We start from the raw sequence: 25,469 nt of genomic DNA on the forward strand, positions 1-25,469 counted from the left end.
TTCTTCTTAGAATCTATCAAACGGTTCGTCATCAATCATGTTTGGGTATGACATCCTCACTGCTTTGCGGACCTTCCAGAAATAAGGGATCTTCTGTATCAGCAGTCTGGGGTTTCTCCGGCGCGGGCGGATCCTGCTTTTCCAGCGGCCACCGTATGGTCACCTTGAACAGATCCGCGTCTGTGGTAATATGCATGGTTCCATTCTGTAAATCTACAAAGCTTTTGGCGATGGCCAGCCCCAGGCCGGAGCCTTCGGTATTTCTGGCGGAATCACCCCGCACAAATCGCTCTGTAATCTCTTCCGGATTAAAGTTTAATTCCTGGGCAGACACATTCTTCATAGTAATCACTGCCTCACCGGAGACGGCCTCCACAGTAATATAAACCCGTGAATGGCTCAGGGAATACTTTAGTATATTGATCAGCAGGTTTTCAAATACCCGGTAGGTTTTCTGACTGTCCAGAGTCAGGCTGATTTTCTCATCCGGGAGATTCCAGCGGAAGTCCAGGGTGGACTGAGAAATCTTATCGTTCAGTTCAAATGCTACCTGCTTTAGAAGATTAACGATATCCACTCTCATTAGATTCAGAGTAACATTCTTACTGGTTGCCTTGCTGATCTCGAACAAATCCTCAATCAGTGCTTTCAGCCGCAGAGATTTTTGCTCCAGGATATCAATATAGGAGCGGTGTATCTCCGGGGAAAGGTCTTCATTTTTCAATAGATTCACATAAGTTATGATGGCAGTGAGAGGAGTCTTCAGATCGTGGGATACATTCGTAATCAAATCTGTTTTCATGCGCTCGCTTTTGACTTCTTCCTCTACCGCTTTTTTAAAACCGGTCTGTATCTTCTGAATCTCTCCTTTAAACGGTTCAAAGACACCTAAATCTTCGTCTATGGTTACATCCAGATTGCCTTCTGCAATGGCATTGGTAGTAGATAATAATTTTTTATATTTCGTTTTTAAATCATTAAAGTATTTCTGCAGGACAAAGAACAGTACAATGGAATAGAGGATCAGAGCCCCGATTCCGAAGAACCAGAAACTGCAGATGAGAGCCAGTATAATGAAGTTAATTCCCACTATTTTCAAAATGGTACGGTTTAATTTATCCTGAAAATCCAAATGGTCAAATGAGTGATACACTTTGACACACCCCCGTTTGATCCATGCGAAGAAACGGTAGATTAATGTTCTTTCTCTGAAGTACCGCCGCAGTCCAAGGGTAAATATATTTCTGAGGCAGGACACAATCCAATATACCAGGGCAAAGATCAGGCACCACCATAAGAGGTTCCAGGCAATGGATAAGCTTTCAATTACGTACGGGTTTTTGAGGCCGGCCTGTTTTAATGTCTTTGTTACAATTCCTTCATTGGTGATCACCACCAGATGAACAATGGCACTGACAATAAGGCCAAGAGGAACAAAGCCCAAAAGTGCTGCCTCCATGGGTGCCCGGAAAATTTTTTCGTTTCCTGTCCCCAGGGGACGGATAAACGGGAGGAGCAGAGCGGCGATCCCTACCAGGGCCACAAGGAATAGTAATGTCTGGTAAACAACTCCTGAATCAATGTACCCATGATACCTGCTTTCCAGATCCAGACTTAAATAAGCATTGGCGTTTTCCCTTGTCATACCATAGATAAATGTACGGTTTTGAGGAAACTGGAAGGAATAGCTGGCAGAGAGACTGGTGGATCCGTAATAGCTTTCATAGTAATAGTCATCCACAGGATCCTTTCGCCCCAGGGATTCCAGAAGATTAGAGAGCTCTTTGGAATTATTCCCAAAGGTATTGAGAACAGTTAAATTTCCTCCCTGATCGTACTGCATAGCGACACCCCAGAGATATTTTTGATCTTTATCCCTGGTAAGGGACTCCAGAAGACTTCCTGTTACATTTTGATCCAGAATTTGGTCGTTTTCATCCAAGACCTGATACTCCAGATTTCCCCTTACATTGTCGAAGGAGGACTGCCAGGACCGGTATTCCTGAAGAATATTGTTTTTGAAATCTGTCAGTGCCGATGCATAAGCATCCTGTTCGTCCCAGGCTTCTTCCATGCCCTCAGAGACGGAGGCAGTTTCAGCATCCTTTAAATCAGGAAAGAATATCTGATTGGGCAAAATGGTTCGCCCTTCTTTTCTCTGTGCTTCTTCTGTATATAATACGTAATTGCCGTATATTATCTGACGTAAAAATTGTGCATCGGTGTAAAAATTTTCTTTGTATGCAGAGGATTCCCGATCCAGAAATGGATATAGGCGTACCATCCCAACGGAAGGCAGCAATATAACCAATAGTATAATCAGGACTGCAAGCTTATGGCTGTTTTTCGATTTTGTATCCAACTCCCCACACCACCTTTAAATATTTTGGATCTTTTGGATTGATTTCTATTTTTTCACGGATATTCCTTACATGGACCATGATGGTATCCGTGTTGACAGCGCGCTCATTCCATACGCGCTCATATATTTCCTCGGCAGAGAAGACTCTTCCGGGATTTTTCATCAAAAGCAGGAGAATCTTATATTCCATGGGTGTCAGCTTTACCGGCTTTCCGTCAACAGTCACCTCCACCGTGTCCTCATTGATTTCCAGGCCGCCGATTACATGAACATTTTCTTTTTGTTCCAGTTTATTCAGAAACATTTTGTAACGGCGGAGCTGGGAATTGACCCTGGCTAAAAGTTCCATAGGAGTAAAAGGTTTTGTCACGTAGTCATCGGCGCCGATATTCAGTCCCATGATTTTGTCCATCTCCTCCGACTTGGCAGAGAGCATAATTACCGGAAAGTCGTAATCTTTGCGAAGCTGCATGGTCATAGTGATGCCGTCCATCCGGGGCATCATAATGTCCACAATGGCCAGATGAATGACTTCTCTGTTTATGATCTCCAGGCCTTCCACTCCATCTGCCGCCTGGTATACTTCGTATCCCTGGCTTCTTAAATATATCTCGACACCTTCCCGAATCTCTTTATCATCCTCTACAATTAAAACATGATTAGCTTCCATAATGTATGCTCCTTTGTTTTTCTTTCCATTATACTATATTTTCCCGCAGGGATACATGGAATTTAATTGCAGCACGATTTTGCCTCCTGTCTTTTGGGTATGGGATTAGTATAGGGTATGATTCTAAATTTACTCACGTGGAAAAACTAAAGAATTTCTAAAGAATTTCAAAAAGAGAGGAAAAGATGACTTTGGCGCATAAAAAAGCTGCCGTCATACAAACTCTTATGACAGCAGCAGTGCTTATTCCTTTTTCATTTTTTTGATTGTGTCCATGGCTTCCTCATCAGGCAAAATTTCTCCAAAGTTCCACGGAACACTTTCCCCCACGGATTTAATGGCTACATAGAGAGCAAACTCCTCAACTTTTTCTGTGACAAATGATTTAAAATTATGTAACGTATGCATTTTCTTATGTCTCCTTTTTTACTAAAATTCTCTATCCCCCAGAAACAGAGTTGGCTTTTCTGCCGAATAGCTTTCTGTAAGGAAGAATGGTAAGAGATTCCCAGATACACGGAATCATAATCAGTCCCTTCACAGAATCTGCAGAACTTATCAGAGCTATGATGCCCCAGAAGCTCATAACTATAAGTGCATTTCTCTTCATTTTCTTTCGTATGGATATTTTAGAAATTGGATTGTTCTTGGTATCACAGGGTGCTGACCAATATAACAGAACCAGAACAAAGAAGACGGACAGAATCAGGAATACAGAGTTCCACCTCAGAAACTTACTTACAACAGCGGAGATACCACAAAGTGCGATCATCATGAATGTACAACCTGCACTCGTCCTCATGTGGTATCCCCCTGCTTGGGAGCGCATGCTCCAAAACACTGCCAGTGCAAGCAGTACTTCCTGTCCCAAACCTACTGCTGATGCACAGCCGAGTATAAGGATAAATTTGATGAGAGTATCTATAATTAATTCCAGCCCATATGCCACAACCTTAACACTGTCCCCTCTGACAGCCTTGTCCCTCTGGCTGACGGCAACTTGTCCCGCGAGCTGGCGGCTTAAAGTTTTTATATTCATCCACTCACTATTTCCTTTGCAGCCATTAATTGACAAATACTCCTTTATCCATTACTCTCTAATGAGATACTATCATATATTATTCTAATTTTGCAGTTTTATGCATAAAAAGCGTAATTATTACCCTGAACGTTTCGTATTTAATGTTAGAAGGAAAAACATGGCATCTACATCTGACTTGAGAAGGAGAGTTATTATGAACGTAAACATTTTGACTAACGCCGTATTGTCTATGGCCACTTTGATTTTAGTTTGCACCAACCCGCTTCCCGGAAAACCCCGGCTGCTTCACAGGGGAATCCTTTTTGCAGTGCTGTTCTTTATGTCTATCCTGGTATTTCCCCGTATCGGACAGGCTGGGACTATTGTTTCTCTGTCCATTATTTTTATATTCCTAATGATAACGCAGAAGGGGCACAGGCTGCTGGCTTGTATCTGCTCCCTTTGCGGTTATATTATTTCTATTATGATAAATTATATCCTTCTGATCGGCGCCGATAGGCTGCTTGGCCTGGAGGTGAGTGCACTGGCCACCACGTATCTACTGCCGTTTTCTCTGCTATTTATGGCAGTGAGCGGCATTGCCACCTGGCTGCTGGGGTACTTTCTGCGAAATAAGATTAAGATACAGGACATACAGTTTAACCGACTGAATATTCTTGCTATATGTCTGAATCTAGCCATATGTGTGGTACTGTTTGTGTTTAATATCATCTATGGGGACAGACTCGGATATCCGGCCGAGGTGGTTTCATTTAACGGTATATTATTTATTGCCTATTTCGTGCTTTCCTCAGTGTTGTTTTCGTTTTCTATTTTCAGCATAAAAAAGGAGGAGGCTGCCAAACATAAGCTGGAACGCTTAGAGGCGCTGGAAGGATATACACAGAATCTGGAGAGTCTGTACAACCAGATGCGGGCGTTTAAACATGACTATACGAATATTCTTACGACTATGAGCTGTTTTTTAGAGGAAAAGGATTATGAAGGGCTGCATACATATTTTAATGAACGAATCCTGCCAACCGGGCAGGAGCTGGGACAGAAATCATATTCGGTAGGGATCTTGTCTAATATGGGGATTCTGGAACTTAAAAGCCTTCTATATACAAAGGTAATTCAGGCCATTACCCAAGAACTCTCCCTGTCTGTGGATATTCCTTACAAAGTGGAACGGGTATCCATGGATATGATAGACCTCACCCGTATTCTTGGAATTTTTCTGGACAATGCCCTGGAGGCGGCCGCCATCTCAGATAAGCGGGAACTGTACATTGGAATTCTGCAGGAGGAAGACAGGTGTATCTTTCTGATTAAGAATTCCTGTGACACGGAGAATCTGTCCATGGGCCGCCTGGGCACACCGGGATACAGCACAAAGGGTGAGAACAGAGGAATCGGCCTTTCCAATGTAAACAAGCTTTTGGAGAAATACCCTTCGGCGCTTCTGAATACAGAGTACAAGGAACACATATTCAGCCAGAAACTGGAAATACCGTGCGAAAGATAAAGGAGTGATTTATATGCTGCCCATCTACCTCTGTGAAGATGAACCGGTGCTTCTTCTGAATTACCAGACGGTTATTAAAAACTACTTATTATTTCATGAAAACCTGGAAATGGAGCTGGTGCTTGCATCCCCGGATCCCAATGAGCTTCTAAAACAGGTGACAGCAAAGCCCCAGACAGCCGTTTATTTTTTAGATATCGAGCTGCATTCAGATATCAATGGTCTGGATCTGGCGAAAAAGATAAGAGAGGTGGATCCCCAGGGATATATCATTTTTATCACCTCACATTCGGAACTCAGCTTAATGGCTTTAACCTATCAGGTAACAGCCACGGATTTTATCCTGAAGGATAACCCTCTTCAGCTGAAGGAGAGGCTGGTGCAATGCCTGGAATTGGTACACAGCCGTCACACGCAGAGGCTGGAAACATCCAGAAAAGTCCTTACTGTAAAGATATCCAGCAGAATATTCTCGGTTCCGTTTCATGAAATCATATTTGTAGAAACGCTTTCAGGATCCCACAAAGTGAGGATACATACCTGTAGTACGATCTATGAAACCTATCAAAAACTGAATGAGCTGGAGACATCTATGGACGACCGATTTTTCCGCTGTCATAAGGCCTATCTGATAAATAGAGAATATATCCGGAAGGTAGATAAGAAAGCCCGGATGATCTCTATGGAGGACGGAAGCGTCTGCCCGGTTTCTGCGAGGCAGATAAGAAAACTTTCCGAACTTTTAGGAGTCTGATAGCTCAAAAAGGGGCTGTGAAAAAATGGAGTTGCTCTAACTCCATTTTTTCAGCCCCTCTTTATTTTGTGGAAAGCGTAAGAAAAAAGCAGTAAAAAGCGCATAATCCCCCTTACCCCAACAAACGTGCGCTCTTTCTTCTTTAAGCCACTTCCCGGAGTCTCATCTGCTTATTATAGATTTTATAGAGATTATGGCCGATAGAAACAAGAAATATCTCTACTCTTACCGAATCCAGTCCTCTTCTTACAATTCGCTTATACCTTCGGTCGTATTTGATGATTCCAAATGTCCCTTCTGCCTGGATGGAGCGGTTCATGCGGAGCAACGCCCCATGGATACTCTGAAGATTATCCAATACCTCCTGATGCATGGCGCTTAATTCCGCATTAATCCGCACTGTCCTGTTCTTTTCTGTTCTCTTGCATTTTTCTGCATAGGGGCAGCCACTGCAGTCCTCGCAGGTATAGTACTCTTCCTGCCTGCCGTATTGGTTCCCTTTCACTGGTTTTCGGTATGCAAAGTGGAACTTCCTCCCGTTTGGACAGATTAGGTTCCCTTCCGGGTCTGTCTTAAAATTCACTGCACGCAACGGGTCTTCATGGTACTTTTCGTCTGTTGTCTCTTTCTTATACATGGGGAATTTCATGAACTTTTCCATCCTATGGTCCTGGCAGAACAGATAGTTATTAAAGGATCCATACCCTGCATCCGCTACCGGATATTTCGGGTAGAAACCGTATAACTCATGGAACTTTTCCATCAGTGGCACAAAGCAGTCCATGTCGGACCGGTACTGCATGACATCTACCACCGCAATGTACTCGTCAGCCACTCCGATCTGTATGTTGTATGCAGGAAGGAGCTGGTCATTTCCCATATAGTCCTTTTTCATCCGCATGAAGGTCGCGCCATGGTCCGTCTTCGCATAGCTGTTCCGGTCAGGCTCGCATATCCGGATCTTTTCCACGTATTCCGAAAGCTTTCCGATATATTCCTTTAAACGTTCGTAGTAACGCTGCTCCTGGCTCTTCCGATGTCCCCGGCCGTATACAAATGTGTCCTCGTCGATATGGCAGAAGAATTCATACCTGGACAAAATGACCTCCAGGCTGTCCGGGGTGTATTCTACATTGGTTTCAATTTTCAGCCCTGTGTATGCCAGCGTTTCGTTCATTTCTGTAAGCAGTGTGGTAATCTTGCCGAACAGACGGTATCTCGATTTTTCCGTGGCTTTTTTCCATACCCAGGTATACTTGTTTGCATTTGCCTCGAATTTTGAGCCATCTATATACAGATGCTGCAAATCGATTCCCTCCGCTGTCTGGATATAGGACATGACTGCCTTAAAAATATCCTGGGCAGATTCCTTGATCTCTTCATTGATAAAATAACTGAAGGCACGGTAACTGGGAGTTTCATGATCCATCAGGTACATGTAACGGATGTTGACTTTGCATCGGTCTTCTAATTCCCGAAGGGAAGCGTATCCAGTGTCCATAAAGCCGAACAGGACTGTCTTTAGCATGTTGACCCGATTATATCCGGGCCGGCCCAGTTTATGTGAGGGCTCTGGCCTAAGATATCTTTCTATTCCAATCTCCTCCATGATTCTGTCAAATGCTAATACTGGATCACAGAGATCCAGACAATCCGAAAAAAACAGTGGCAGCCTTCCCTGTTTTGCGGTATAATATTTCTCGGTATTATTGTTCATAGTAGATTAATTTTACCACAAAAAGAAGAACGCCTCCAGGTTTGTATACCTGAAAGCGTTCTTTTTTTACGGGACTTTTTTCACAGCCCCTTTTTGGCTCAGCGGAAGAATTTTATGATTTTGTCCATGCGGGACGTCATGCTTCCAAGCAGCGCATCCGCAATCACTAGTGCTGCCATGGACTCCACAACTACAACAGCTCTGGGAACAATAACGGGATCATGGCGTCCTTTTATTGTTATTTCTATGTTTTCGCCATCTCTGTTCACCGTTTGCTGAGGGGCTGCGATTGAGGGAGTCGGTTTTATGGCGGCTCGAAGGATAATGTCTGTATTGCAGCCGTCGCTGATACCTCCGGTGATTCCCCCTGCGTGATTGCTCAGCTTTCTCACACTGCCTTTTGTATCGCAGGCGTAGGGGTCATTATTGGTAAGACCCGTGGCCTCGGCTGCCTGGAGGCCGTCACCGATTTCTACTGCTTTGACAGCTCCGATGGAGAATATGGCTTTGCCCAGATTGGCATCCAGTTTTTCAAAAGCCGGCTCCCCAAGTCCGCCCGGTACATTCTTGATAATACATTCGATCATGCCTCCCGAAGAATTGTGATCTTTCATACAGGTTTTCAGATATTCCTCAGCCTTTAGGGCAGCGGCTTTATCAGGCATATAGAAGGGGTTTTCCCAAATTGCTGTTTCGTCAAATTGGCCTTTGTCAATAGCCACCGGACCGATAGACAGGGTATAGGTGGAGAGGGTAATCCCCAGCTGTTCCAAAATTTTTGACGCAATGGCACCTGCAGCTACTCTGCCTATGGTCTCCCTTCCTGAAGAGCGTCCTCCCCCCCGGTAATCCCGGAACCCGTATTTCTGATCATAATTATAATCTGCGTGGCCGGGGCGGTAGTAGCCCGCGATCTCACTGTAATCCCGGGAGCGCTGATCTTTATTGCGAATCATCATGGAAATAGGAGTTCCGGTTGTTTTCCCTTCGAATACTCCGGACAGGATCTCTGCCGCATCCTCTTCCCTGCGCGGGGTTGCGTATCGGGACTGGCCGGGTTTTCTCCGATTCAGATAACGCTGCACATCCTCCTCTGACAGGGGAAGGCCGGCCGGGCATCCGTCTACGACTACGCCCAGTCCTGCACCATGAGATTCTCCCCAGGTACTTATCTTTAATATATTGCCAAATGTAGATCCATACATAATAAATTCCTCCTGATTTTGATTCTGCAATACATGCACCGGACTGCCGGTATCTTATGTCTTTCTGTTCCATAATACCATAAAAAATACTTTTCTGTGAACGGAGGAAATAATTTTCTTCTTAAAATTTGCAATATTACTTTACCTGACGTAGTAATTGTGGTATGATTACTACGTCAGAAGTACTACGACAGCCGTAGTATAGAATTATAAGGGCAGGAGGCATGAAGATGATTAGCAGTGACGTCATACGGGGATACAACGACACTATGATTCTATATCTTCTGTTAGACGGAGATTCCTACGGATATGAGATATCCAGAAATATCCGGGAGATTACAGGCGGGCGGTACATTATGAAGGAAACTACATTATACTCAGCGTTTACCCGATTAGAGAAACATGGGTTTATCACTTCTTATTATGGGAATGCCACCCAGGGGAAAAGGCGTACGTATTACAGCGTAACAGACGCGGGCAGGACATATTACCGCAGCAAGTGTGAAGAGTGGGAGCTGACAAAGGACGTGGTCAATCATTTTATCAGGAGGGATGTATAGATGGAGACAATAAAAAATTATCTGGACACTATGTTTCAGAGTCTGCCGGACTCTCCCGAGGTCCGCAGAGTGAAAGAAGATCTGCTGGCCAGTATGGAGGATAAATATCAGGAGTTAAAAGAAGAGGGTGCCTCTGAAAATGAGGCAGTGGGGAGGGTAATCTCAGAGTTTGGCAATATTGATGAGCTGTTTAGCGAACTCGGCCTTTCCCCGGAGGGCACAGAGGAAGAGCCTGCAGAGGAGAGTATTCTTTTATCTCTGGAGGAAACCCGGATGTACATTCATGACGCCCACAGAGAGGGGAGGCACGTAGCTTTTGGGGTAACGCTCATTCTTTTCGGGGCCTCAGTGCTTATATTTTTAGCGCAGCTTTTTGAGATCCGTATTCTGGGTATGGGAGTTCCGAAACCGGTCAGGGAATATATGCCGGTCCTGTCTTTTTTCATTTTCCTTGTGCCTGCCGTAGGACTTTTTGTAAACAGCGGTATGAAGATGGACGCTTATAAATTCATTGATCAGGGAGAATTCTCTCTGGGAAAAACTACAAGGCAGATTCTCGGCCGGGAGGCCCTGGAGATAAAAGATGCCAATCGGATTTATATTGTATTCGGTGTCCTGCTGTGTGTGATATCCCCTGTAATCTTATTCGTGGCAGGGATGTTCGGGGACACGGCGGCAGGGTACAGTATCTGTGTCATGCTCATCGTAATCGCGGCAGGAGTCAATCTCCTCATCCTGGCTGGAACCAGGGAGGATGCATACAAAAAGCTGCTGCAAATGGATAATTACGCGCAGACCCATAAAAGGGAAAACCGAATCATCGGTGCAGTAGCTTCTGTGGTTTGGCCCCTGACTGCAGCAGCCTTCCTGATTGCAGGATTTTGCTTTGGCATGTGGAAAACGGCGTGGATTCTGTTTCCCGTGGTGGGAATCCTTTTCGGCGCATTTTCAGCAGCCTGCCAGGCAGCGGCGGGGAAAAAAGAATGAGGCCCGAGCTTATCTATCTGGCCGGAATCAATATCCTGACATTTATTGTCTTCGGAGTGGATAAATATAAGGCCAGACATCACAGATACCGGATCCCGGAGCACACGCTTATGTTTCTGACCGCGATCGGCGGAGGCGCGGGAGCCCTGGCAGGAATGCAGGTATTCCGCCATAAGACGAAACATCTGAAATTCCGACTGGGCGTTCCGGTAATACTGGCCGCAGAGGCAGCGGTTCTGCTTTGGTACTTTGCCAGGTAGTATAAGGTTCAGGCTGCTCTACGCCTCCCACCGCCCAGAGGCTCCGCAGGGCAGTACCAGGCCGCTGGAGGAAACCGGAAGTCCCACTTCCTGGGAATCCACCCGGCCCCGGAACTTTTTGAGCTCTGTAGCCAGCATATAAGTCAGGACAGCAGGGGCAAGTCCTGTCGTATAAGAGTTAACCAGGAAGAACAGAGGTGTATCACTTAACAGCTTTGTACAGAGCTGAATCAAAGGATAGATCGCCTCTTCAATTTTCCAGATCTCACCTTTGGGTCCCCTTCCGTAGGAAGGCGGATCCATAATGATTGCGTCATACTGTCTTCCCCTGCGGATTTCTCTTTCCACGAACTTGACGCAGTCATCCACGATCCACCGGATAGGTGCGTCCTTCAGCCCTGAGGCAGCGGCATTTTCCTTGGCCCAGGTGACCATTCCTTTGGAGGCATCTACATGTGTTACCTGAGCCCCTGCGGCAGCCGCCGCTATGGTGGCCCCGCCGGTATAGGCAAACAAGTTCAGAACCCGGACCGGACGTCCGGCTTTTTTTATTTTACTGCTGAACCAGTCCCAGTTGACGGCCTGCTCCGGAAAGAGTCCGGTGTGCTTAAAGCTGAAGGGCTTCAGGTGAAATGTCAGATCCCTGTAATGGATTGCCCATTGATCCGGCAGATCAAAGAATTCCCATTCCCCTCCGCCGCTTTTGCTTCTGTGATAGTGGGCGTTCCTCTTATTCCAGCCTTTATGCGTTCTGGGGGTATCCCAGATAACCTGAGGATCCGGGCGGACCAGAAGGTACTTTCCCCACCGTTCCAGCTTCTCCCCCTTTGAAGTATCTATGATCTCATAATCTTTCCAACCGTCTGCTATCCACATGATAATTTACCTTTCTTTTTTTCATCAATCTGTTTTTTCAAATTATATCATACCTATTCTATATTTGAAAAGGCAAGCATACATTATCCTAGAATGGCCGGGCCTTGAAGGAAGAGGCCGGCCACTTTAACCGGAGGTGCCAGAATGTTTGAGATACAGGATGTGAATGAACTGGAAGAGAGATTCCGTACAGACAGCAGGAGAGGACTGCCGAAGGAGGAAGCCCGCAGCCGCTTAAAGGAGTATGGGGAAAATGTACTGAAAAAGGAGAAGGGGCAGACTGTGTGGGGCATGATTCTGGAGCAGCTGAATGAACCCATGATCTTTATCTTATTTATGGCGGCAGCTATTTCAATGCTTTTGAGAGAATACAGTGATACCATCATTATATTTGTTGTAATAGCCATGAATACCGCTGTAGGGGTCATACAGGAGGGGAAGGCCAGAAAAGCCATGGAAGCCCTGAAGAAGCTGGCGGCCCCGGTGGCCCTTGTAAAGAGGGACAATGAATACCAGGAGATTCCCGCCTCCCAGGTAGTACCGGGAGACCTGGTAAAGATAGAAGCAGGACGCCAGGTGCCTGCTGATGTTCGGATAACTAGTGTCAGAGGGCTGGCGATTAATGAGTCCGCCCTTACAGGGGAGTCGATGCCGGTGGAAAAAACGGACCAGCCTATGTCCGCCCAGGCTCCTATGGCTGACAGGAAGAACATGGCATATATGACCACTGAGGCTATGAAAGGCCAGGGTGAGGGGATTGTAGTAGCTACGGGCATGGAGACTGAGCTGGGGAAAATCGCCGGTCTGATTAACGAAACTACAGGAGAGCTAACTCCTCTTCAGAAACGGCTGGGAGATCTGGGAAAAATACTCAGCGTAGTGGCAGTGGCTCTCTGCGTGGGTCTTTTTGTGATAGGGGTAGTACAGCACCGGAATATTCTGCAGATGCTGCTCCTTGCCATTTCCCTTGCCGTGGCAGCTATACCGGAGGGACTCCCCGCAGTGGTAACCATAGTTCTGGCACTGGGGGTTGCCCGTATGGTAAAGGTGAATACCATTATCCGGAAGCTGCCCGCAGTGGAAACCCTTGGAGCTGTAGGAGTGGTGTGCTCCGATAAAACCGGAACTTTAACGGAAAATAAGATGAAGGTGGTTACTGTTTACTGCAACGGTGAAATCATGCCGGCAGAGAAATTGAACCCTCAGCTTCACGAGAGGTTTCTGGAAGGATATCTCTTATGCAATGACAGCCAGCTTGGGGAACAGGAGATAGGAGATCCCACAGAGCTGGCACTGCTCCATATGGGAAAAGAGAGGGGAGTAAAGAAAGAGGTTCTGGAAAAGCAAAAACCCAGAATCGGGGAACTTCCCTTTGATTCGCAGAAGAAATACATGGTAACTGTCCACAGGGACGGAAAATATAATACTGCATACGTGAAGGGAGCCGGGGATTACATCCTGGAGCAGTGCACCGGAATACTGGTGAGGGGTAAGATTCTGCCTATGACCCAGGTACAGAGAATGAAGATCCGCCAGGCAATGGAAAGTATGGCGAGAGATGCCTTACGGGTTCTGGCTTTAGCTATGAAGGAACGGGCCGGGGAGGTTACAGATGAAGGACTGATGAAGGGACTGGTCTTTATCGGACTTACAGGGATGATGGATCCTCCCAGGGAAGCAGTCAGGAATTCGGTATCGATCCTCCACCGGGCCGGCGTTAAGGTGGCCATGATAACCGGCGATCACAAGGATACGGCCTATGCCATAGCCAATAAAATCGGTATCGCTGATGCCAGGGAACAGTGCATCAGCGGAGATGAACTGGAGCGCATGACGGACGAGAGACTGGAGGAAGTCATTCCAAGGCTCAGAGTATTCGCCCGTGTAACACCGGAACACAAAGTCAGAATTGTCAGAGGATTTAAAAAGAACGGACAGATCGTGGCAATGACAGGGGACGGGGTGAATGATGCCCCCTCGCTCCAGGCCGCGGACATTGGAATCGCCATGGGCAAATCCGGTACAGATGTGGCCAAGAACGCTGCGGATATGATTCTTACAGACGATAATTTTTCCACTATCGAAAAGGCTATGGAGGAAGGGCGCAGTATATATGTAAACATTAAAAAATCCATTCTGTTTCTCCTGTCCTCTAACTTCGGGGAGATTATCACCATGTTTGCGGCTGTGCTGCTGGCTCTGCCCACGCCTCTTAAGGCCAGTCATATTCTGTGGGTAAATCTGATCACAGATTCTCTGCCCGCACTGGCGCTGGGAGTTGACAAAAATAATAGAAAAACGCTCATGAACCATCCGCCCCGGGATCCGGGGGAAAGCCTGTTTGCCCACGGGGGCTGGTTTTTGACTGTATTTTACGGAATGGTAATCGCCGGGATTACGCTGTATGCTTTCCACAAAGGCGGGCAGACCTATGCATTTACCGTGCTGGGTGTTTCCCAGCTTTTCCATGCCATTGGGATGAGAGATACGGAGCGCTCCATCTTCCGGATGAATCACCTGGAGAATCCTTTCATGATATTTGCATTCTTTGCTGGTTTGGGCCTTCAGTTTATGGTGACAGAGATTCCTTATTTTGTTCAGGCCTTCCAGACCGTGAAACTGGATATGAGCACCTGGCTCTGGCTTCTGGCAGTATCGGCAATCCCTTTAGTTTTCCATGAGCTCCGTCTTCTATTTATAAAGAAGGAAAAGTGAGATGAGGGATAGACGAACGTACGAAATGAAGGAAATAATATATGATAATGCATAGAAAAACGAAAAAACAGGAAATGAACCAGTTAAAAATGCCAAAAAATGCAAGTTGGTATTGACAATTAGTCAAAACTCATACTACAATAGCAATTATGAGAATTTGTTGGAGAACGCTAGGAGGAAATTGAGGATGGTACCATATGGTGAATTGAGCAGGGAACAGCTGCTGCGTATGAAGGAAGAGCTGGAAAAACAGTATGAGGATGTGAAGGGTAAAGGACTGAAGCTGGATATGTCCAGAGGGAAACCGGCAGCAGCACAGCTGGATTTGGCCATGGGAATGATGGATGTACTGAACAGTTCTGCAGATTTGAAGTGCGAGGCAGGAATTGACTGCAGAAACTATGGTGTTCTGGACGGAATTCCTGAGGCGAAGCGGCTTTTAGGCGCAATGTCTGAGGTAGATCCTGACAGTATTATTATCTATGGAAATTCCAGTCTTAATGTAATGTTTGATACAGTAGCCAGATCCATGACCCACGGGGTGTGCGGAAGCACTCCATGGTGTAAACTGGATAACGTTAAGTTCCTTTGTCCTGTACCAGGATATGACAGACATTTTGCTGTTACAGAATACTTCGGAATCGAGATGATCAATGTTCCGATGCTTTCCACAGGCCCTGATATGGACCTGGTGGAAAAACTGGTAAGTGAGGATGCGTCCATCAAGGGAATCTGGTGCGTGCCGAAATATTCCAACCCCCAGGGAATCACCTATTCCGATGAAACGGTCAGAAGATTTGCCAGATTGAAGCCTGCGGCAAAGGACTTCAGAATCTACTGGGACAATGCCTACAGCATTCACCACCTCTATGAAGACGATCAGGATTTTCTTATTGAAATTCTGGGAGAGTGCGCCAAAGCCGGCAATCCCGATCTTGTATATAAATTTACTTCAACGTCTAAAGTAAGCTTTCCCGGTTCGGGGATCGCGGCAGTTGCAGCATCACCTGCCAATCTGGAGGACTTTAAGCGGCATATGCAGTTCCAGACCATTGGCCATGATAAATTAAACGAACTGCGTCATGTGAGATTCTTCAAAGACTTAGACGGTTTGACCGCCCACATGAAAAAGCATGCGGATATAATGAGACCAAAGTTTGAGGCAGTGATAAATGTCCTGGAAAAAGAACTCCAGGGCACCGGGATTGGAAGCTGGATCGCGCCTAAGGGGGGATATTTTATCTCTTTTGATGCGATGGAGGGCTGTGCAAAAGCGATTGTTGCAAAGGCAAAGGAGGCAGGATTAGTAATGACCGGAGCGGGTGCGACCTTCCCTTACGGGAAAGATCCCAAGGACAGCAACATCCGTATTGCTCCTTCCTACCCCACGCCAGAGGAACTTGCAGTAGCGGCCGATATCTTTGTGCTCAGCGTGAAGCTGGTAAGTATCGATAAAATATTGGAAAGCAAGTAAAAAGATGAGCCTTCCCCAAGGGAGGGCTCATTTTCTGCAGGCGGGGAGTGTCGTTTTTGGTCGGCTGGAAATCCTTAAAATTCTGTGAAAAGGCTTTACCAAACAAAGGGGTAATGTTACAATAGGACGGGAGTAGAAATAAGCAGAAAACAGGGGAATTTATTATGAAAACTAAGAGAAAAGGAAAGAAAAAAGCTAAGGCCAGGAAGATAGTCCTGGGTATTCTTATCGCTTATGTAGCGGTGATTGCCGTCATTTATCTGGGGGCATCCTTCTACTATTCAAAGCATTTTTATTCCGGATCCCAGATCAATGGAATTAACTGTACCGGAAAAACCGTCGAGGAAGTAGAGGAGATTATTGCCGATGAAATTGGATCCTATACCTTAAAGGTCAGGGAGCGGGAGGATAAGACAGAGAATATTACTGCAACGCAGATTGACATGAAGTATGTCAGTGACGGCAAGATCAAGGAATTGAAAGAGGAGCAGAATCCATTTTTGTGGCCTATGTCTTTTACGAATCATAAAGCCTATACGATGTCAGCGACAACCACCTACGACGAAGAAAAGCTGGCGGCCGCTATTGACGGGCTGGATTGCTTTAAGGAAGAGAACATCACCCAGCCCCAGGATGCCAAGCTGGTGGAAGGGGAATCCGGCTATGAAATTAGTCCTGAGGTTCAGGGAAATGCACTGGATCAGGACAAGGCTAAGCAGCTTTTGAAAGAAGCGATTGCCGGGGGAGAGACTGAGGTTTCTTTTGAAGATGCGGACTGCTATCTGAAGCCTTCCGTACTGAGCGATAACGAAGAGCTGATCAAACAGAGAGATCAGATCAATACATATCTTCAGGTAACCATTACCTATGACTTTTCGGATCGTCAGGAGGTAGTTGACAAGGATGTAATTAAAACCTTCCTGACCACAGACGAAGAGGGGAACGTGGGGCTGGATTCGGAGAAGGTAAAGCAGTATGTAAAGGAATTGGGATATGAGTACGATACGTTCGGCCTGAGCCGCGATTTTAAAACCTCTCTGGGGACTACGGTTCACCTGAAGGGAGGAGACTACGGCTGGGTAATCAATAAAGACAAAGAGACCGCGGCGCTGATAGAGGCGATAGAGGCAGGGGAATCCCAGACCAGAGAACCTATCTATCTCTATTCCGGAAAATGCAGGGACACCAACGACATCGGCGGAACTTACGTGGAGGTCAGCATACAGGATCAGCGGATGTGGTGTTATAAGGACGGTCAGCAGATTGTAGATACGCCTATAGTAACCGGAAGCGTTGCCAAGGGGTATGATACCCCGGCGGGGGGCGTATGGGCCATTGATGCCAAGAAACGGGATACCTTCCTGAAAGGGCAGGGATATTCCTCTCCGGTAAGCTATTGGATGCCGTTTAACGGCGGCGTGGGGATCCATGATGCCAGCTGGAGAAGTGATTTCGGCGGGGAGATCTATAAATCCAGCGGTTCACACGGATGTGTAAATACACCCTTTGAGAATGCAAAGACCATATATAACAACGTTGAAATCGGGACACCCGTGGTTGTATATTAAGTGCGAAGGGGCTTGCAGAGCGTCAGTATCTGGCGCTTTGGGAGCTCTTTTTTTGCGGGTTCGTCCATTCCAAAGAGAAGGAAAGGAAAAATGCTCTCCTTCTTGCAGATGGTGCTAAATCCCTTCATTTCATTGACAAAACGGGCATTATTGATTAGTATAATGAATAAGTAAAACGTCGTATTTATGTGAGGAGTGACTATTATGAACATTGTCGTACTGGCAGGGGGAATCAGCACCGAACGGGAGATTTCCATTATATCCGGAACGAAGGTCTGCAAGGCCTTGAGAGAAAAAGAACACCGTGCAATAGTAGTAGATGTCTCTTTCGGCAAAGAGGAAATGCCGTCTGATTTATTTCCTTCAGCGTATGATCTGGACAGAGAGGTTGCTTATATCAATAGCTTCAACGGACAGGCAGAGAACAGGAAAAAAGATAAAGAATTTTTCGGATCCAATGTATTGGAGATATGCCGGCAGGCAGACATCGTATTTCTGGCTCTTCACGGGGAAAACGGCGAGAACGGAAAGGTGCAGGCGTGTTTTGACCTGATGGGAATAAAATACACAGGAACAGGCCCTCTGGGCAGCGGTATGGCCATGGACAAAGGAATTACCAAAAGTATCTTCCGTTCGGCAGGAGTACCTACGCCAGGAGGCGTACTTCTGAAAAAGGACAATTACAGCAAGAAGCTTGAGGACTACCAGATGAAGCTGCCTGTGGTGGTGAAGCCTTGCTGCGGCGGATCCAGTGTAGGGGTCTGCATTGCCAAAAGCCAGGAGGAATACGAGAAAGCCCTGGAAGAGTCCTTCTCTTATGAGGAGGAAACTATTGTGGAGGAGTATATTCAGGGCAGGGAGTTTTCCGTAGGCGTTGTGGACGGGGAGGCCTATCCTATTATTGAGATAGCCCCGATTACAGGCTTCTATGATTATAAGAACAAGTATCAGGCAGGCGCCGCTATCGAGACTTGCCCGGCTGAGATTCCGGCTGAGACTGCTGAGAAGATGCAGGAGGCAGCGGTGAAAGGCTACCAGGCCCTGTCTCTGGAAAGCTATGCCCGACTGGATTTTATGATGAATGAAAAGGGCGAGTTCTTCTGCCTGGAGGCTAATACACTGCCGGGGATGACACCCACCAGCCTGCTTCCCCAGGAGGCGGGGGCTCTGGGAATGGATTTTCCTGCTCTGTGCGAAAGGCTCATCCAGGTATCCCTGAAGAAATATGAATAGATGGAGAAGCATATGAAGAATCTGACATTAGAGCATATTGCCGCAGCCTGCCATGGCACTTACAGGGGGCCGGAGGAAAAAAAGGCGGTATGCGTGACAAGTATTATCACGGACAGCCGGAAAGCAGAGGAGGGCTGCCTGTTCGTCCCCATCAAAGGGGCAAGGGTGGATGCCCACGAATTTATTGATGGGGTGATGGGGGCCGGAGCGTTGTGCACCCTTTCTGAACAGGATTTGGGAGATAAGGAATATCCCTGGATTCAGGTGGCTTCCTCCCTTCAGGCAGTGAAGGACATTGCCGCGTATTACCTGAGGCAGCTGAAGATTCCGGTGGTGGGAATCACCGGCAGTGTGGGGAAGACCAGCACAAAAGAAATGATAGCTGCAGTGCTCGCCCAAAAATATGAGGTTTTAAAGACACAGGGAAATTTTAACAATGAGCTGGGACTGCCTCTGACAATTTTTCGTCTGAGGGAGGAGCATGAGATTGCCGTTCTGGAGATGGGGATCAGCGATTTCGGTGAGATGCACCGTCTGGCAGGGATTGCCAGGCCAGAGACCTGTGTGATTACAAACATTGGATATTGTCATCTGGAATTTCTGAAGTCCAGGGATGGGGTATTAAAGGCGAAAACGGAGATTTTTGATTATTTGGAGGAGACAGGGCATATTATCCTGAACGGAGATGACGACAAGCTGTCTTCTGTGGGTGAAGTAAAAGGTGTCCGGCCTGAATTCTTTGGGATACAAAACCAAGAGGGTCTCTATGCGGATGAGATAGAAAGCCGGGGATTACAGGGTGTATCCTGTCGTATTCATATGGATGATTCTTCCTTTCAGGTTCTGATTCCGCTTCCGGGGCAGCACATGGTGTACAATGCACTGGCCGGCGCTGCGGTGGGGCGTGTATATGGCCTGACTGCGGAACAGATAAAGGCAGGGATCGAAAGTCTGCAGCCTCTCAGCGGAAGGTTCCACATCATTGAGAAAAACGGTATTACGGTAATAGACGACTGTTACAATGCCAACCCGGTATCTATGAAAGCATCTTTGGAACTTCTCACCGATGCCCTGGGACGCAAGGTAGCTATCTTGGGCGATATGGGTGAACTGGGGGAGCGGGAAGCCGAGATGCACAGGGAAGTGGGGGCTTTTGCTGCCGCGCTGGACCTGGACGTATGTGTCTGCGTGGGCCCTCTTTCCAGAGGGATGGCAGAAGCAGCAAAACTGGAAGGCACGCATATGAAAGTGATCCATGTGGAGTCATTAGAGGAGCTTCTGGAAGGGCTGGATACAATCATCCGGGAGGGTGATACAGTATTGGTAAAGGCCTCTCACTTTATGAAATTTGAAAAGGTGGTTGAAGCTCTTACCGGGGGCAGATAGAGGCACTATTACCAAGCGGCAGGAGTGCAGCCGCAAAGTACTTATAGATGGAAAGTGTTTATTGCAGTCTCAATAAATAATTTCATGGCTTCCGAGATATATTTATCCTTATGGTATACAATATGATTTGCATTTCGAAGGGAGAGCTCGTCTGTTTCCAGGGAGATGAGTTCTCCTTTTTTGATCTCTTCTTTTACCAGTATATCCGGAAGCACAGTAACCCCAAGGGAGGCTTTGGCAGCCTGTATAAGCGCTTGGGAATTGACACTGGTCCAGGCTGGGGTGAGTGAAAGTCCGGCCAGTGTGAAGGCGCTGTCCAGGGTGTCCCGGATGGCGCTCCCTTTTTCCCGTACCAGCAGCCTTTCTCTCTGAAGATCCTCCAGTGTGAGCAGGGGCCTGCGGGCACAAGGGTGTCCGGGAGAACACAGAAACAACAGAGAGTAGGAGGAAAAGGGCAGGCTTACCAGCTGGGAGTAGGGAATGGGCCCCTCGATCAGAGCCAGATCCAATTCATTGTTCAGCAGCTTTTGGGTGACAGCCCCGGCCTGTTCTATGATTATCTGTTCCTGGATATGTTCTGCTGAGCTGCAAAAAGCAGCCATGATGGAGGGAAGCCAGAAGTTCCCTATAGTAATTGTAGAACCGATTCGAAGAGGCAGAGGCTGCTCACCAGTGAGTGCATTCGTTTTAAGATCCTCATACAATTCAAGCAGCCGGTTAACCTTTGACAGCATAAGCTTACCGGATGCATTCAGATAGATACGCCTTGAGAGGCGGTCGAAGAGAGGGGAACCGATCTCTGCCTCCAGTTCCAGAATAGCGTGAGAGACCGCCGGCTGGGTCATGTACAGACGGTGTGCGGCCCTGGTAAAGCTTCCCTCCTCGCAGACAACTTTGAATATGTATAAATGTCGAATGGTCATACGCTCTCCAATTCATTACTAATTATTTATGATATATAGAAAATTATATAATTTTACTAATGAGTTGGCAAGAGATATAATAGGGATAAACGTGAGATGCTGTCTCACTTCAGAAAGGGGAACCTGTATGATACATCAGGTACGGCGATGCCTATGGCTGTTTTTTATACATATGTTTATCAGCGCATTTACATTTGGCGGGGGATATGTTGTGATTCCAATGATAAGAAAGTATTTTGTAGAGAGAAATAAGTTATTCCAGGAGGGGGATCTCCTGGAGATGGCTGCAATTGCACAGTCGGCTCCAGGGGCAATCGCCGTGAATCTGTCGGCACTCACCGGATACCGTGTGGCCGGCAGGACAGGAGCAATGGTGAGCTGTGTGGGCTCTGTGGTCCCTCCTTTGCTCATACTGTCTCTGGTATCTATGGGGTATCAGGCAGTGGCCGGCAACCGGATTCTCAGAGGAATCCTGGGAGGTATGGAAACGGGAGTGGCTGCATTAATCGTAGATCTGCTCATTGATATGTGGAGAGCACTCTTGCGGGAAAAATACTTGCTTCTTCCGATTCTGGCAGTGGGGACCTTTTTGGGGAGTTATATACTGCATCTGCCGGTGCTCCTTCTTCTGGGGCTTTCCGGCTTTCTCTGCGCGGCAAAGGCGCGGGGACGGAGAGGGGGAGAAGTGTGTTAAAGACATTATTCACTGTATTTCTGGAGATTGGGGTCTGCAGCTATGGAGGCGGCTATGCTGTAATTCCTCTGATTCAATCTCAAGTGGTAGATGAGAGGCATTGGCTGACCCTAAGAGAGTTCACTGATATTATTACCATATCTCAGATGACTCCCGGCCCTCTGGCAGTGAATACATCTACCTTTGTAGGACTGCAGACAGGAGGGATCCCCGGAGCTGTGCTGGCAACCGCAGGCTGCATTCTGGCGGGAATCATCATCTCTCTTCTGCTCTATAGATTTCTGGAAAAAAATCGGCATTCTGTCTATATCAGGGAGGTGTTTCGGGGGTTGAGGGCATCTTCTCTGGGGTTGATTCTATCCGCGGCGGCAACCATACTGGGATTGGCGCTGTTTCAAAAAGGGAAGCCCGGTGCCGGACTTCCCTCTATGATTCTGTTTGCAGGGTCTCTGCTGCTTCTGAGGCGGTTTCGGACCCATCCGATCCTGCTCATGCTGGGGGCAGGGGCTGCGGGTCTTTTATTTCTATAAAATCAGACACCGTACTGCTCTTTATTTTTCTCTAGCATCTCAGCAATAAGCTTCCTGCAGTATTCCCCAAGAAATTTCTTATCTTCTTTGCTGAGCTGGTTTGGATAAATGGGATCCCCGTATTCAATCACTACTTTTCTGGCCTTAATCCGGGGAAATTGATCCTCAAAGATTGCGGAGGTGTTGTTCAGGGCTATGGGAATGATTGGACATCCTGATTTGGTGGCAATCTTAAAGCTCCCTTCATGAAAGGGGAGAAGCGCCAATTCGTCCTTTCCCTTATTTCTGGTCCCTTCCGGGAAGATGCACACAGAGACACCATTTTTTATCTCGTCTACCCCTGCCAGGATCGTCTTCAGACCTTCTTTGATATTATCCCTGTCCAGGAAGAGGCAGTGCAGGTACTTCATCCAGTTGCTGAGCAGAGGAATCTTGAGCATCTCCTTCTTGGCGACATACCCTGTGCGTCCGGGGCACTGAATATATGTTAGCAGAATATCGAAAAAACTTCTGTGGTTCCCAATGTACAGCACCGGCTGGTCAGCGGGAACTTTTTCGTGGCCGATCACCGTAGCGTCAATACCAGCGGCACGGATACAAAGCCGGAAGACCCCCTGAACCAGCCTGAGGGAAGTCATATCCTTTACCCTGGGAAAAGCCAGACCGATAAGCCATTCTATGAGAAGAATGGGAATGGATAAAATCAGGAATCCTATAACAATCAAACATACCACTAAAAAACGAATCATAATTTCCTCCAACCGGCGCACGGAAGCGCCCAAAACAGACTATACCAAATGGTACATATCCATTATACGGAAAAAACAAAAACCTTGCAATGAGAAAAGAGAAGAATAAATTTGAACATTCCACATAAAATATTGGTAAGAATGGGAAAAAGGGCATCATTATGAAAAAATGGACAATAGGACTCCTGCTGGTCAGTATGATGGCGGTCTTTCTCGGAGGGTGCAGTCTGACCAAGGTAAAAGCTGATGATGTAGTGAAACCAGAATATACGGTGATGAAAACAGATGACTTCCCGGAAGAGGTAGCAGACTTAATTGAAGAAAATAAAGAAAAGGAATTCCAGATGACATACCAGGACGGAGAATATCTCTACCTGCTGAAGGGATATGGGAAACAGGAAACAGGGGGATACAGCATTCAGATCGCGGATTTGTCTTTGTGGGATAACGCGATTCACCTGCAGACCACGCTAATCGGACCTGACAGAGACCAGGAGATCAAAGAAGAGCCGTCGTATCCTACCATTGTGATCAAGATGGAATACCGGGAAGAGCCGGTGATATTCGAATAAATTAAAGAAAAGAGGGCATATTTTGGAATTATTAACGAAACAGATGCAGATGCTGACAGTAAAATGCCAGGCAATCAGCCAGGTGACATTTGACGAGGATTTAAATGTTCCGGATGTAAAACCGGATGTGGGGCGGATGATACAGAAAAAAGGGGAAGTACTGATTGAAGATGTTCAGATTTCTGAGGGAGCTGCCTATATTAAGGGAGAGCTGGTAATATCCCTGCTCTATGTGGGGGACAGTGAAGAGAGAAGGATACATAGTCTCCAGGGCAGACTGCCTATCGGTGAGACGCTTCACCTGAACGGACTGGAAAACGGAGATAAAGTGCGGCTGAAATGGGAGATCGAGGATCTGAGCCTGCAGCTTATCAATTCCAGAAAATTAAGCGTCAAGGCGCTGGTGACATTTATGGCCGGTGTGGATGAGACGGGAGAGGTGCGCCTTCCCATTGGGCTTGTGGAGGAAGATATCTCACAGAAAAAGCAGCCCATCAGTGTTATGGGTCTGGCGGTACATAAAAAGGATACCATGCGGATCAAAGAGGAGATTGCCCTGGCATCCAACAAGCCTAATATTTATGAACTTCTCTGGGATACCATTGAGGTGAGAGGCCTGGATATCCGTACAGAGGATGACAAGGTGATTGTAAAGGGAGAGCTTTTTTTATTCGCCCTGTACAGCGGCAATGATGACAATAATTCCCTGCAGTGGCTGGAGCACTCAGTTCCCTTTGCACAGGAAGTGGAGTGTCTGGGCTGTGCCATGGATATGATCCCCAATATTGAGGTAAATGTCAGCCAGAGCGACCTGAAGGTGAAGCTGGACGGTGACGGGGAAGAACGAATGATCGGGGTAGATGTGGTTCTCGAGCTTGAGATTAAGGTGTATGAGGAGGAGGAGCTCTCTCTTCTTCTGGATGTCTATACGCCTCTGAAAGAGTGTATTCCCATTCGGGAGACACAGACCCTGGAAAGTCTCCTGGTAAAGAATTTCTCGAAATGTAAGGTCAACGATCGGGTGAAGGTAGAAGAAGATCAGGGGAAAATTCTTCAGATCTGCCACAGCGACGGCATGGTGAAGGTGGATGATACCAGAATTGTAGAAAACGGCATACAAGTGGACGGGGTTGTACAGGTGAGAATTCTCTATATAGTAGGAGATGATGATATGCCGTTCTATTCTATGAATGCTATGATACCCTTCAGTCATGTGGTAGAGGCAAAAGGAATAGACCAAAACTGTGTCTATCATCTCCGGGCGGATCTGGAGCAGCTGTCCACAACCATGATTGACAGTGATGAAATAGAGGTTAAAATTGTAATGAATCTCAATGCGCTTGTGGTGAGACAGAACCCACAAGGGCTGATCTCGGGGATTGAGGAACAGGAGCTGGATAAAGAAAAGCTCCATAATATGCCGGGCATTACGGGATACCTGGTGCAGCCCCAGGACACTCTCTGGGATATTGCAAAGGCATTCTATACTACGATTGATACTATTATGGAACTAAATGAACTGGAGTCAGAGGAGATTCAGCCCTATGATACCCTGATTTTGATGAAGAAAGTGGAAAGCTGATCCGTGAAGGGGACGCTGCCTCATAGTCTGTAAAGGCTGTGGGCGGCGTCTTTTTTAGATCCGTCTTGCCCTTTCTCCCAGAGGCAGCTGAAATGTTATCTTA

General features: G+C 46.9%; 23 protein-coding genes. 14 read left to right on the forward strand and 9 right to left on the reverse strand.

All coding sequences use genetic code 11. From position 1 onward, the window contains the following. Positions 1-31 precede the first annotated feature (31 nt). From ACGHCT_RS02770 to ACGHCT_RS02785, 4 genes are all read right to left on the reverse strand, one after another. Complete coding sequence (locus ACGHCT_RS02770; RefSeq protein ID WP_390438081.1) at positions 32-2,362, reverse strand: sensor histidine kinase; 2,331 nt, start codon at positions 2,360-2,362, stop codon at positions 32-34. Further along, a complete protein-coding gene (locus tag ACGHCT_RS02775; protein ID WP_072850465.1) occupies positions 2,334-3,032 on the reverse strand; it encodes a response regulator transcription factor in 699 nt (232 codons plus the stop codon). Before ACGHCT_RS02775 ends, ACGHCT_RS02770 begins: the two co-directional genes overlap by 29 nt. Before the next feature lie 243 nt (positions 3,033-3,275). Next, positions 3,276-3,440 (reverse strand): hypothetical protein, encoded by a 165-nt coding sequence (locus ACGHCT_RS02780; protein ID WP_158640990.1) that lies wholly within the window; start codon positions 3,438-3,440, stop codon positions 3,276-3,278. 31 nt (positions 3,441-3,471) lie between these two features. After that, positions 3,472-4,071 (reverse strand): accessory gene regulator ArgB-like protein, encoded by a 600-nt coding sequence (locus ACGHCT_RS02785; protein WP_390438083.1) that lies wholly within the window; start codon positions 4,069-4,071, stop codon positions 3,472-3,474. Positions 4,072-4,267: 196 nt separating this feature from the next. Here ACGHCT_RS02785 and ACGHCT_RS02790 point away from each other — a divergent pair, with 196 nt between their 5' ends. Together ACGHCT_RS02790 and ACGHCT_RS02795 are read left to right on the forward strand one after the other, a co-directional pair. After that, positions 4,268-5,581, forward strand: a complete 1,314-nt coding sequence (locus tag ACGHCT_RS02790) for a sensor histidine kinase (RefSeq protein WP_390438085.1) — start codon at positions 4,268-4,270, stop codon at positions 5,579-5,581. A 13-nt stretch (positions 5,582-5,594) separates the two neighbouring features. After that, complete coding sequence (locus tag ACGHCT_RS02795; RefSeq protein WP_072850471.1) at positions 5,595-6,335, forward strand: LytTR family DNA-binding domain-containing protein; 741 nt, start codon at positions 5,595-5,597, stop codon at positions 6,333-6,335. 142 nt (positions 6,336-6,477) lie between these two features. On the opposite strand, the gene ACGHCT_RS02800 is transcribed toward ACGHCT_RS02795, so the two are convergent. Together ACGHCT_RS02800 and aroC are read right to left on the reverse strand one after the other, a co-directional pair. After that, on the reverse strand, positions 6,478-8,052 hold the full coding sequence (locus ACGHCT_RS02800; protein ID WP_390436423.1) for a transposase: 1,575 nt from the start codon (positions 8,050-8,052) through the stop codon (positions 6,478-6,480). 98 nt (positions 8,053-8,150) lie between these two features. After that, positions 8,151-9,257 carry a chorismate synthase gene (aroC, locus tag ACGHCT_RS02805; protein ID WP_072854397.1) on the reverse strand — a complete coding sequence of 369 codons (1,107 nt, stop codon included), beginning with the start codon at positions 9,255-9,257 and terminating at the stop codon, positions 8,151-8,153. Between the two features lie 230 nt (positions 9,258-9,487). Here aroC and ACGHCT_RS02810 point away from each other — a divergent pair, with 230 nt between their 5' ends. The 3 genes from ACGHCT_RS02810 to ACGHCT_RS02820 are packed head-to-tail and all read left to right on the forward strand — an operon-like array spanning position 9,488 to position 11,064. Continuing rightward, positions 9,488-9,817, forward strand: coding sequence for a PadR family transcriptional regulator (locus ACGHCT_RS02810; protein ID WP_072854396.1), 330 nt, complete (start codon positions 9,488-9,490; stop codon positions 9,815-9,817). Continuing rightward, positions 9,818-10,804 carry a permease prefix domain 1-containing protein gene (locus ACGHCT_RS02815; RefSeq protein ID WP_072854395.1) on the forward strand — a complete coding sequence of 329 codons (987 nt, stop codon included), beginning with the start codon at positions 9,818-9,820 and terminating at the stop codon, positions 10,802-10,804. After that, positions 10,801-11,064, forward strand: coding sequence for a DUF1294 domain-containing protein (locus ACGHCT_RS02820; protein ID WP_072854394.1), 264 nt, complete (start codon positions 10,801-10,803; stop codon positions 11,062-11,064). The genes ACGHCT_RS02815 and ACGHCT_RS02820 overlap by 4 nt, the downstream gene beginning before the upstream one ends. 18 nt (positions 11,065-11,082) lie before the next feature. Here the strand turns inward: ACGHCT_RS02820 and ACGHCT_RS02825 are convergent, their stop codons facing one another. Beyond that, complete coding sequence (locus tag ACGHCT_RS02825) at positions 11,083-11,940, reverse strand: class I SAM-dependent methyltransferase (protein WP_072854393.1); 858 nt, start codon at positions 11,938-11,940, stop codon at positions 11,083-11,085. Between the two features lie 144 nt (positions 11,941-12,084). On the opposite strand from ACGHCT_RS02825, the gene ACGHCT_RS02830 reads away from it, so the two are divergent. From ACGHCT_RS02830 to murF, 5 genes are all read left to right on the forward strand, one after another. Continuing rightward, positions 12,085-14,655, forward strand: a complete 2,571-nt coding sequence (locus ACGHCT_RS02830; protein WP_390438091.1) for a cation-translocating P-type ATPase — start codon at positions 12,085-12,087, stop codon at positions 14,653-14,655. Between the two features lie 187 nt (positions 14,656-14,842). Continuing rightward, positions 14,843-16,129 (forward strand): aminotransferase, encoded by a 1,287-nt coding sequence (locus tag ACGHCT_RS02835; protein ID WP_072854391.1) that lies wholly within the window; start codon positions 14,843-14,845, stop codon positions 16,127-16,129. Positions 16,130-16,293: 164 nt separating this feature from the next. Beyond that, positions 16,294-17,697, forward strand: coding sequence for a L,D-transpeptidase family protein (locus ACGHCT_RS02840; protein WP_390438093.1), 1,404 nt, complete (start codon positions 16,294-16,296; stop codon positions 17,695-17,697). A 204-nt stretch (positions 17,698-17,901) separates the two neighbouring features. Further along, positions 17,902-18,930: a D-alanine--D-alanine ligase gene (locus tag ACGHCT_RS02845; RefSeq protein WP_390438095.1), complete on the forward strand. Its 1,029-nt coding sequence runs from the start codon at positions 17,902-17,904 to the stop codon at positions 18,928-18,930. A gap of 12 nt (positions 18,931-18,942) precedes the next feature. Further along, complete coding sequence (gene murF / locus ACGHCT_RS02850; protein WP_390438097.1) at positions 18,943-20,316, forward strand: UDP-N-acetylmuramoyl-tripeptide--D-alanyl-D-alanine ligase; 1,374 nt, start codon at positions 18,943-18,945, stop codon at positions 20,314-20,316. Positions 20,317-20,357: 41 nt separating this feature from the next. Here murF and ACGHCT_RS02855 read toward each other — a convergent pair whose 3' ends face one another. Beyond that, positions 20,358-21,239 (reverse strand): LysR family transcriptional regulator, encoded by an 882-nt coding sequence (locus ACGHCT_RS02855; RefSeq protein WP_390438099.1) that lies wholly within the window; start codon positions 21,237-21,239, stop codon positions 20,358-20,360. Between the two features lie 127 nt (positions 21,240-21,366). Here ACGHCT_RS02855 and ACGHCT_RS02860 point away from each other — a divergent pair, with 127 nt between their 5' ends. Continuing rightward, the gene (locus ACGHCT_RS02860; RefSeq protein WP_072854387.1) at positions 21,367-21,933 is read left to right on the forward strand and encodes a chromate transporter; all 567 of its coding nucleotides are present in this window, start codon (positions 21,367-21,369) and stop codon (positions 21,931-21,933) included. Continuing rightward, on the forward strand, positions 21,927-22,463 hold the full coding sequence (locus ACGHCT_RS02865; protein WP_390438101.1) for a chromate transporter: 537 nt from the start codon (positions 21,927-21,929) through the stop codon (positions 22,461-22,463). The genes ACGHCT_RS02860 and ACGHCT_RS02865 overlap by 7 nt, the downstream gene beginning before the upstream one ends. Positions 22,464-22,465: 2 nt before the next feature. On the opposite strand, the gene ACGHCT_RS02870 is transcribed toward ACGHCT_RS02865, so the two are convergent. Further along, positions 22,466-23,212 (reverse strand): 1-acyl-sn-glycerol-3-phosphate acyltransferase, encoded by a 747-nt coding sequence (locus ACGHCT_RS02870; RefSeq protein WP_072854385.1) that lies wholly within the window; start codon positions 23,210-23,212, stop codon positions 22,466-22,468. 161 nt (positions 23,213-23,373) lie between these two features. Here ACGHCT_RS02870 and ACGHCT_RS02875 point away from each other — a divergent pair, with 161 nt between their 5' ends. Together ACGHCT_RS02875 and ACGHCT_RS02880 are read left to right on the forward strand one after the other, a co-directional pair. Then, complete coding sequence (locus ACGHCT_RS02875) at positions 23,374-23,784, forward strand: protease complex subunit PrcB family protein (protein WP_154256974.1); 411 nt, start codon at positions 23,374-23,376, stop codon at positions 23,782-23,784. Between the two features lie 22 nt (positions 23,785-23,806). Further along, entirely contained in the window at positions 23,807-25,366 is a 1,560-nt protein-coding gene (locus ACGHCT_RS02880; RefSeq protein WP_072854383.1) for an SPOCS domain-containing protein, read from the forward strand. The last annotated feature ends 103 nt before the right edge of the window (positions 25,367-25,469 follow it).

The sequence above is a fragment of the Lactonifactor longoviformis genome, assembly GCF_042848515.1.
GTDB classification, from domain to species: Bacteria; Bacillota; Clostridia; order Lachnospirales; family Lachnospiraceae; genus Lactonifactor; species Lactonifactor longoviformis.

Bases quoted from the DNA above. Each gene is read 5' to 3' on its own strand.
- ACGHCT_RS02830 (WP_390438091.1), top strand. From the start codon at position 12,085: ATGTTTGAGATACAGGATGTGAATGAACTGGAAGAGAGATTCCGTACA.
- ACGHCT_RS02845 (WP_390438095.1), top strand. From the start codon at position 17,902: ATGAACATTGTCGTACTGGCAGGGGGAATCAGCACCGAACGGGAGATT.
- ACGHCT_RS02800 (WP_390436423.1), bottom strand. From the start codon at position 8,052: ATGAACAATAATACCGAGAAATATTATACCGCAAAACAGGGAAGGCTG.
- murF (WP_390438097.1), top strand. From the start codon at position 18,943: ATGAAGAATCTGACATTAGAGCATATTGCCGCAGCCTGCCATGGCACT.
- ACGHCT_RS02790 (WP_390438085.1), top strand. From the start codon at position 4,268: ATGAACGTAAACATTTTGACTAACGCCGTATTGTCTATGGCCACTTTG.
- aroC (WP_072854397.1), bottom strand. From the start codon at position 9,257: ATGTATGGATCTACATTTGGCAATATATTAAAGATAAGTACCTGGGGA.
- ACGHCT_RS02775 (WP_072850465.1), bottom strand. From the start codon at position 3,032: ATGGAAGCTAATCATGTTTTAATTGTAGAGGATGATAAAGAGATTCGG.
- ACGHCT_RS02795 (WP_072850471.1), top strand. From the start codon at position 5,595: ATGCTGCCCATCTACCTCTGTGAAGATGAACCGGTGCTTCTTCTGAAT.
- ACGHCT_RS02855 (WP_390438099.1), bottom strand. From the start codon at position 21,239: ATGACCATTCGACATTTATACATATTCAAAGTTGTCTGCGAGGAGGGA.
- ACGHCT_RS02860 (WP_072854387.1), top strand. From the start codon at position 21,367: ATGATACATCAGGTACGGCGATGCCTATGGCTGTTTTTTATACATATG.
- ACGHCT_RS02780 (WP_158640990.1), bottom strand. From the start codon at position 3,440: ATGCATACGTTACATAATTTTAAATCATTTGTCACAGAAAAAGTTGAG.
- ACGHCT_RS02820 (WP_072854394.1), top strand. From the start codon at position 10,801: ATGAGGCCCGAGCTTATCTATCTGGCCGGAATCAATATCCTGACATTT.
- ACGHCT_RS02785 (WP_390438083.1), bottom strand. From the start codon at position 4,071: ATGAATATAAAAACTTTAAGCCGCCAGCTCGCGGGACAAGTTGCCGTC.
- ACGHCT_RS02835 (WP_072854391.1), top strand. From the start codon at position 14,843: ATGGTACCATATGGTGAATTGAGCAGGGAACAGCTGCTGCGTATGAAG.
- ACGHCT_RS02840 (WP_390438093.1), top strand. From the start codon at position 16,294: ATGAAAACTAAGAGAAAAGGAAAGAAAAAAGCTAAGGCCAGGAAGATA.
- ACGHCT_RS02875 (WP_154256974.1), top strand. From the start codon at position 23,374: ATGAAAAAATGGACAATAGGACTCCTGCTGGTCAGTATGATGGCGGTC.
- ACGHCT_RS02825 (WP_072854393.1), bottom strand. From the start codon at position 11,940: ATGTGGATAGCAGACGGTTGGAAAGATTATGAGATCATAGATACTTCA.
- ACGHCT_RS02870 (WP_072854385.1), bottom strand. From the start codon at position 23,212: ATGATTCGTTTTTTAGTGGTATGTTTGATTGTTATAGGATTCCTGATT.
- ACGHCT_RS02810 (WP_072854396.1), top strand. From the start codon at position 9,488: ATGATTAGCAGTGACGTCATACGGGGATACAACGACACTATGATTCTA.
- ACGHCT_RS02815 (WP_072854395.1), top strand. From the start codon at position 9,818: ATGGAGACAATAAAAAATTATCTGGACACTATGTTTCAGAGTCTGCCG.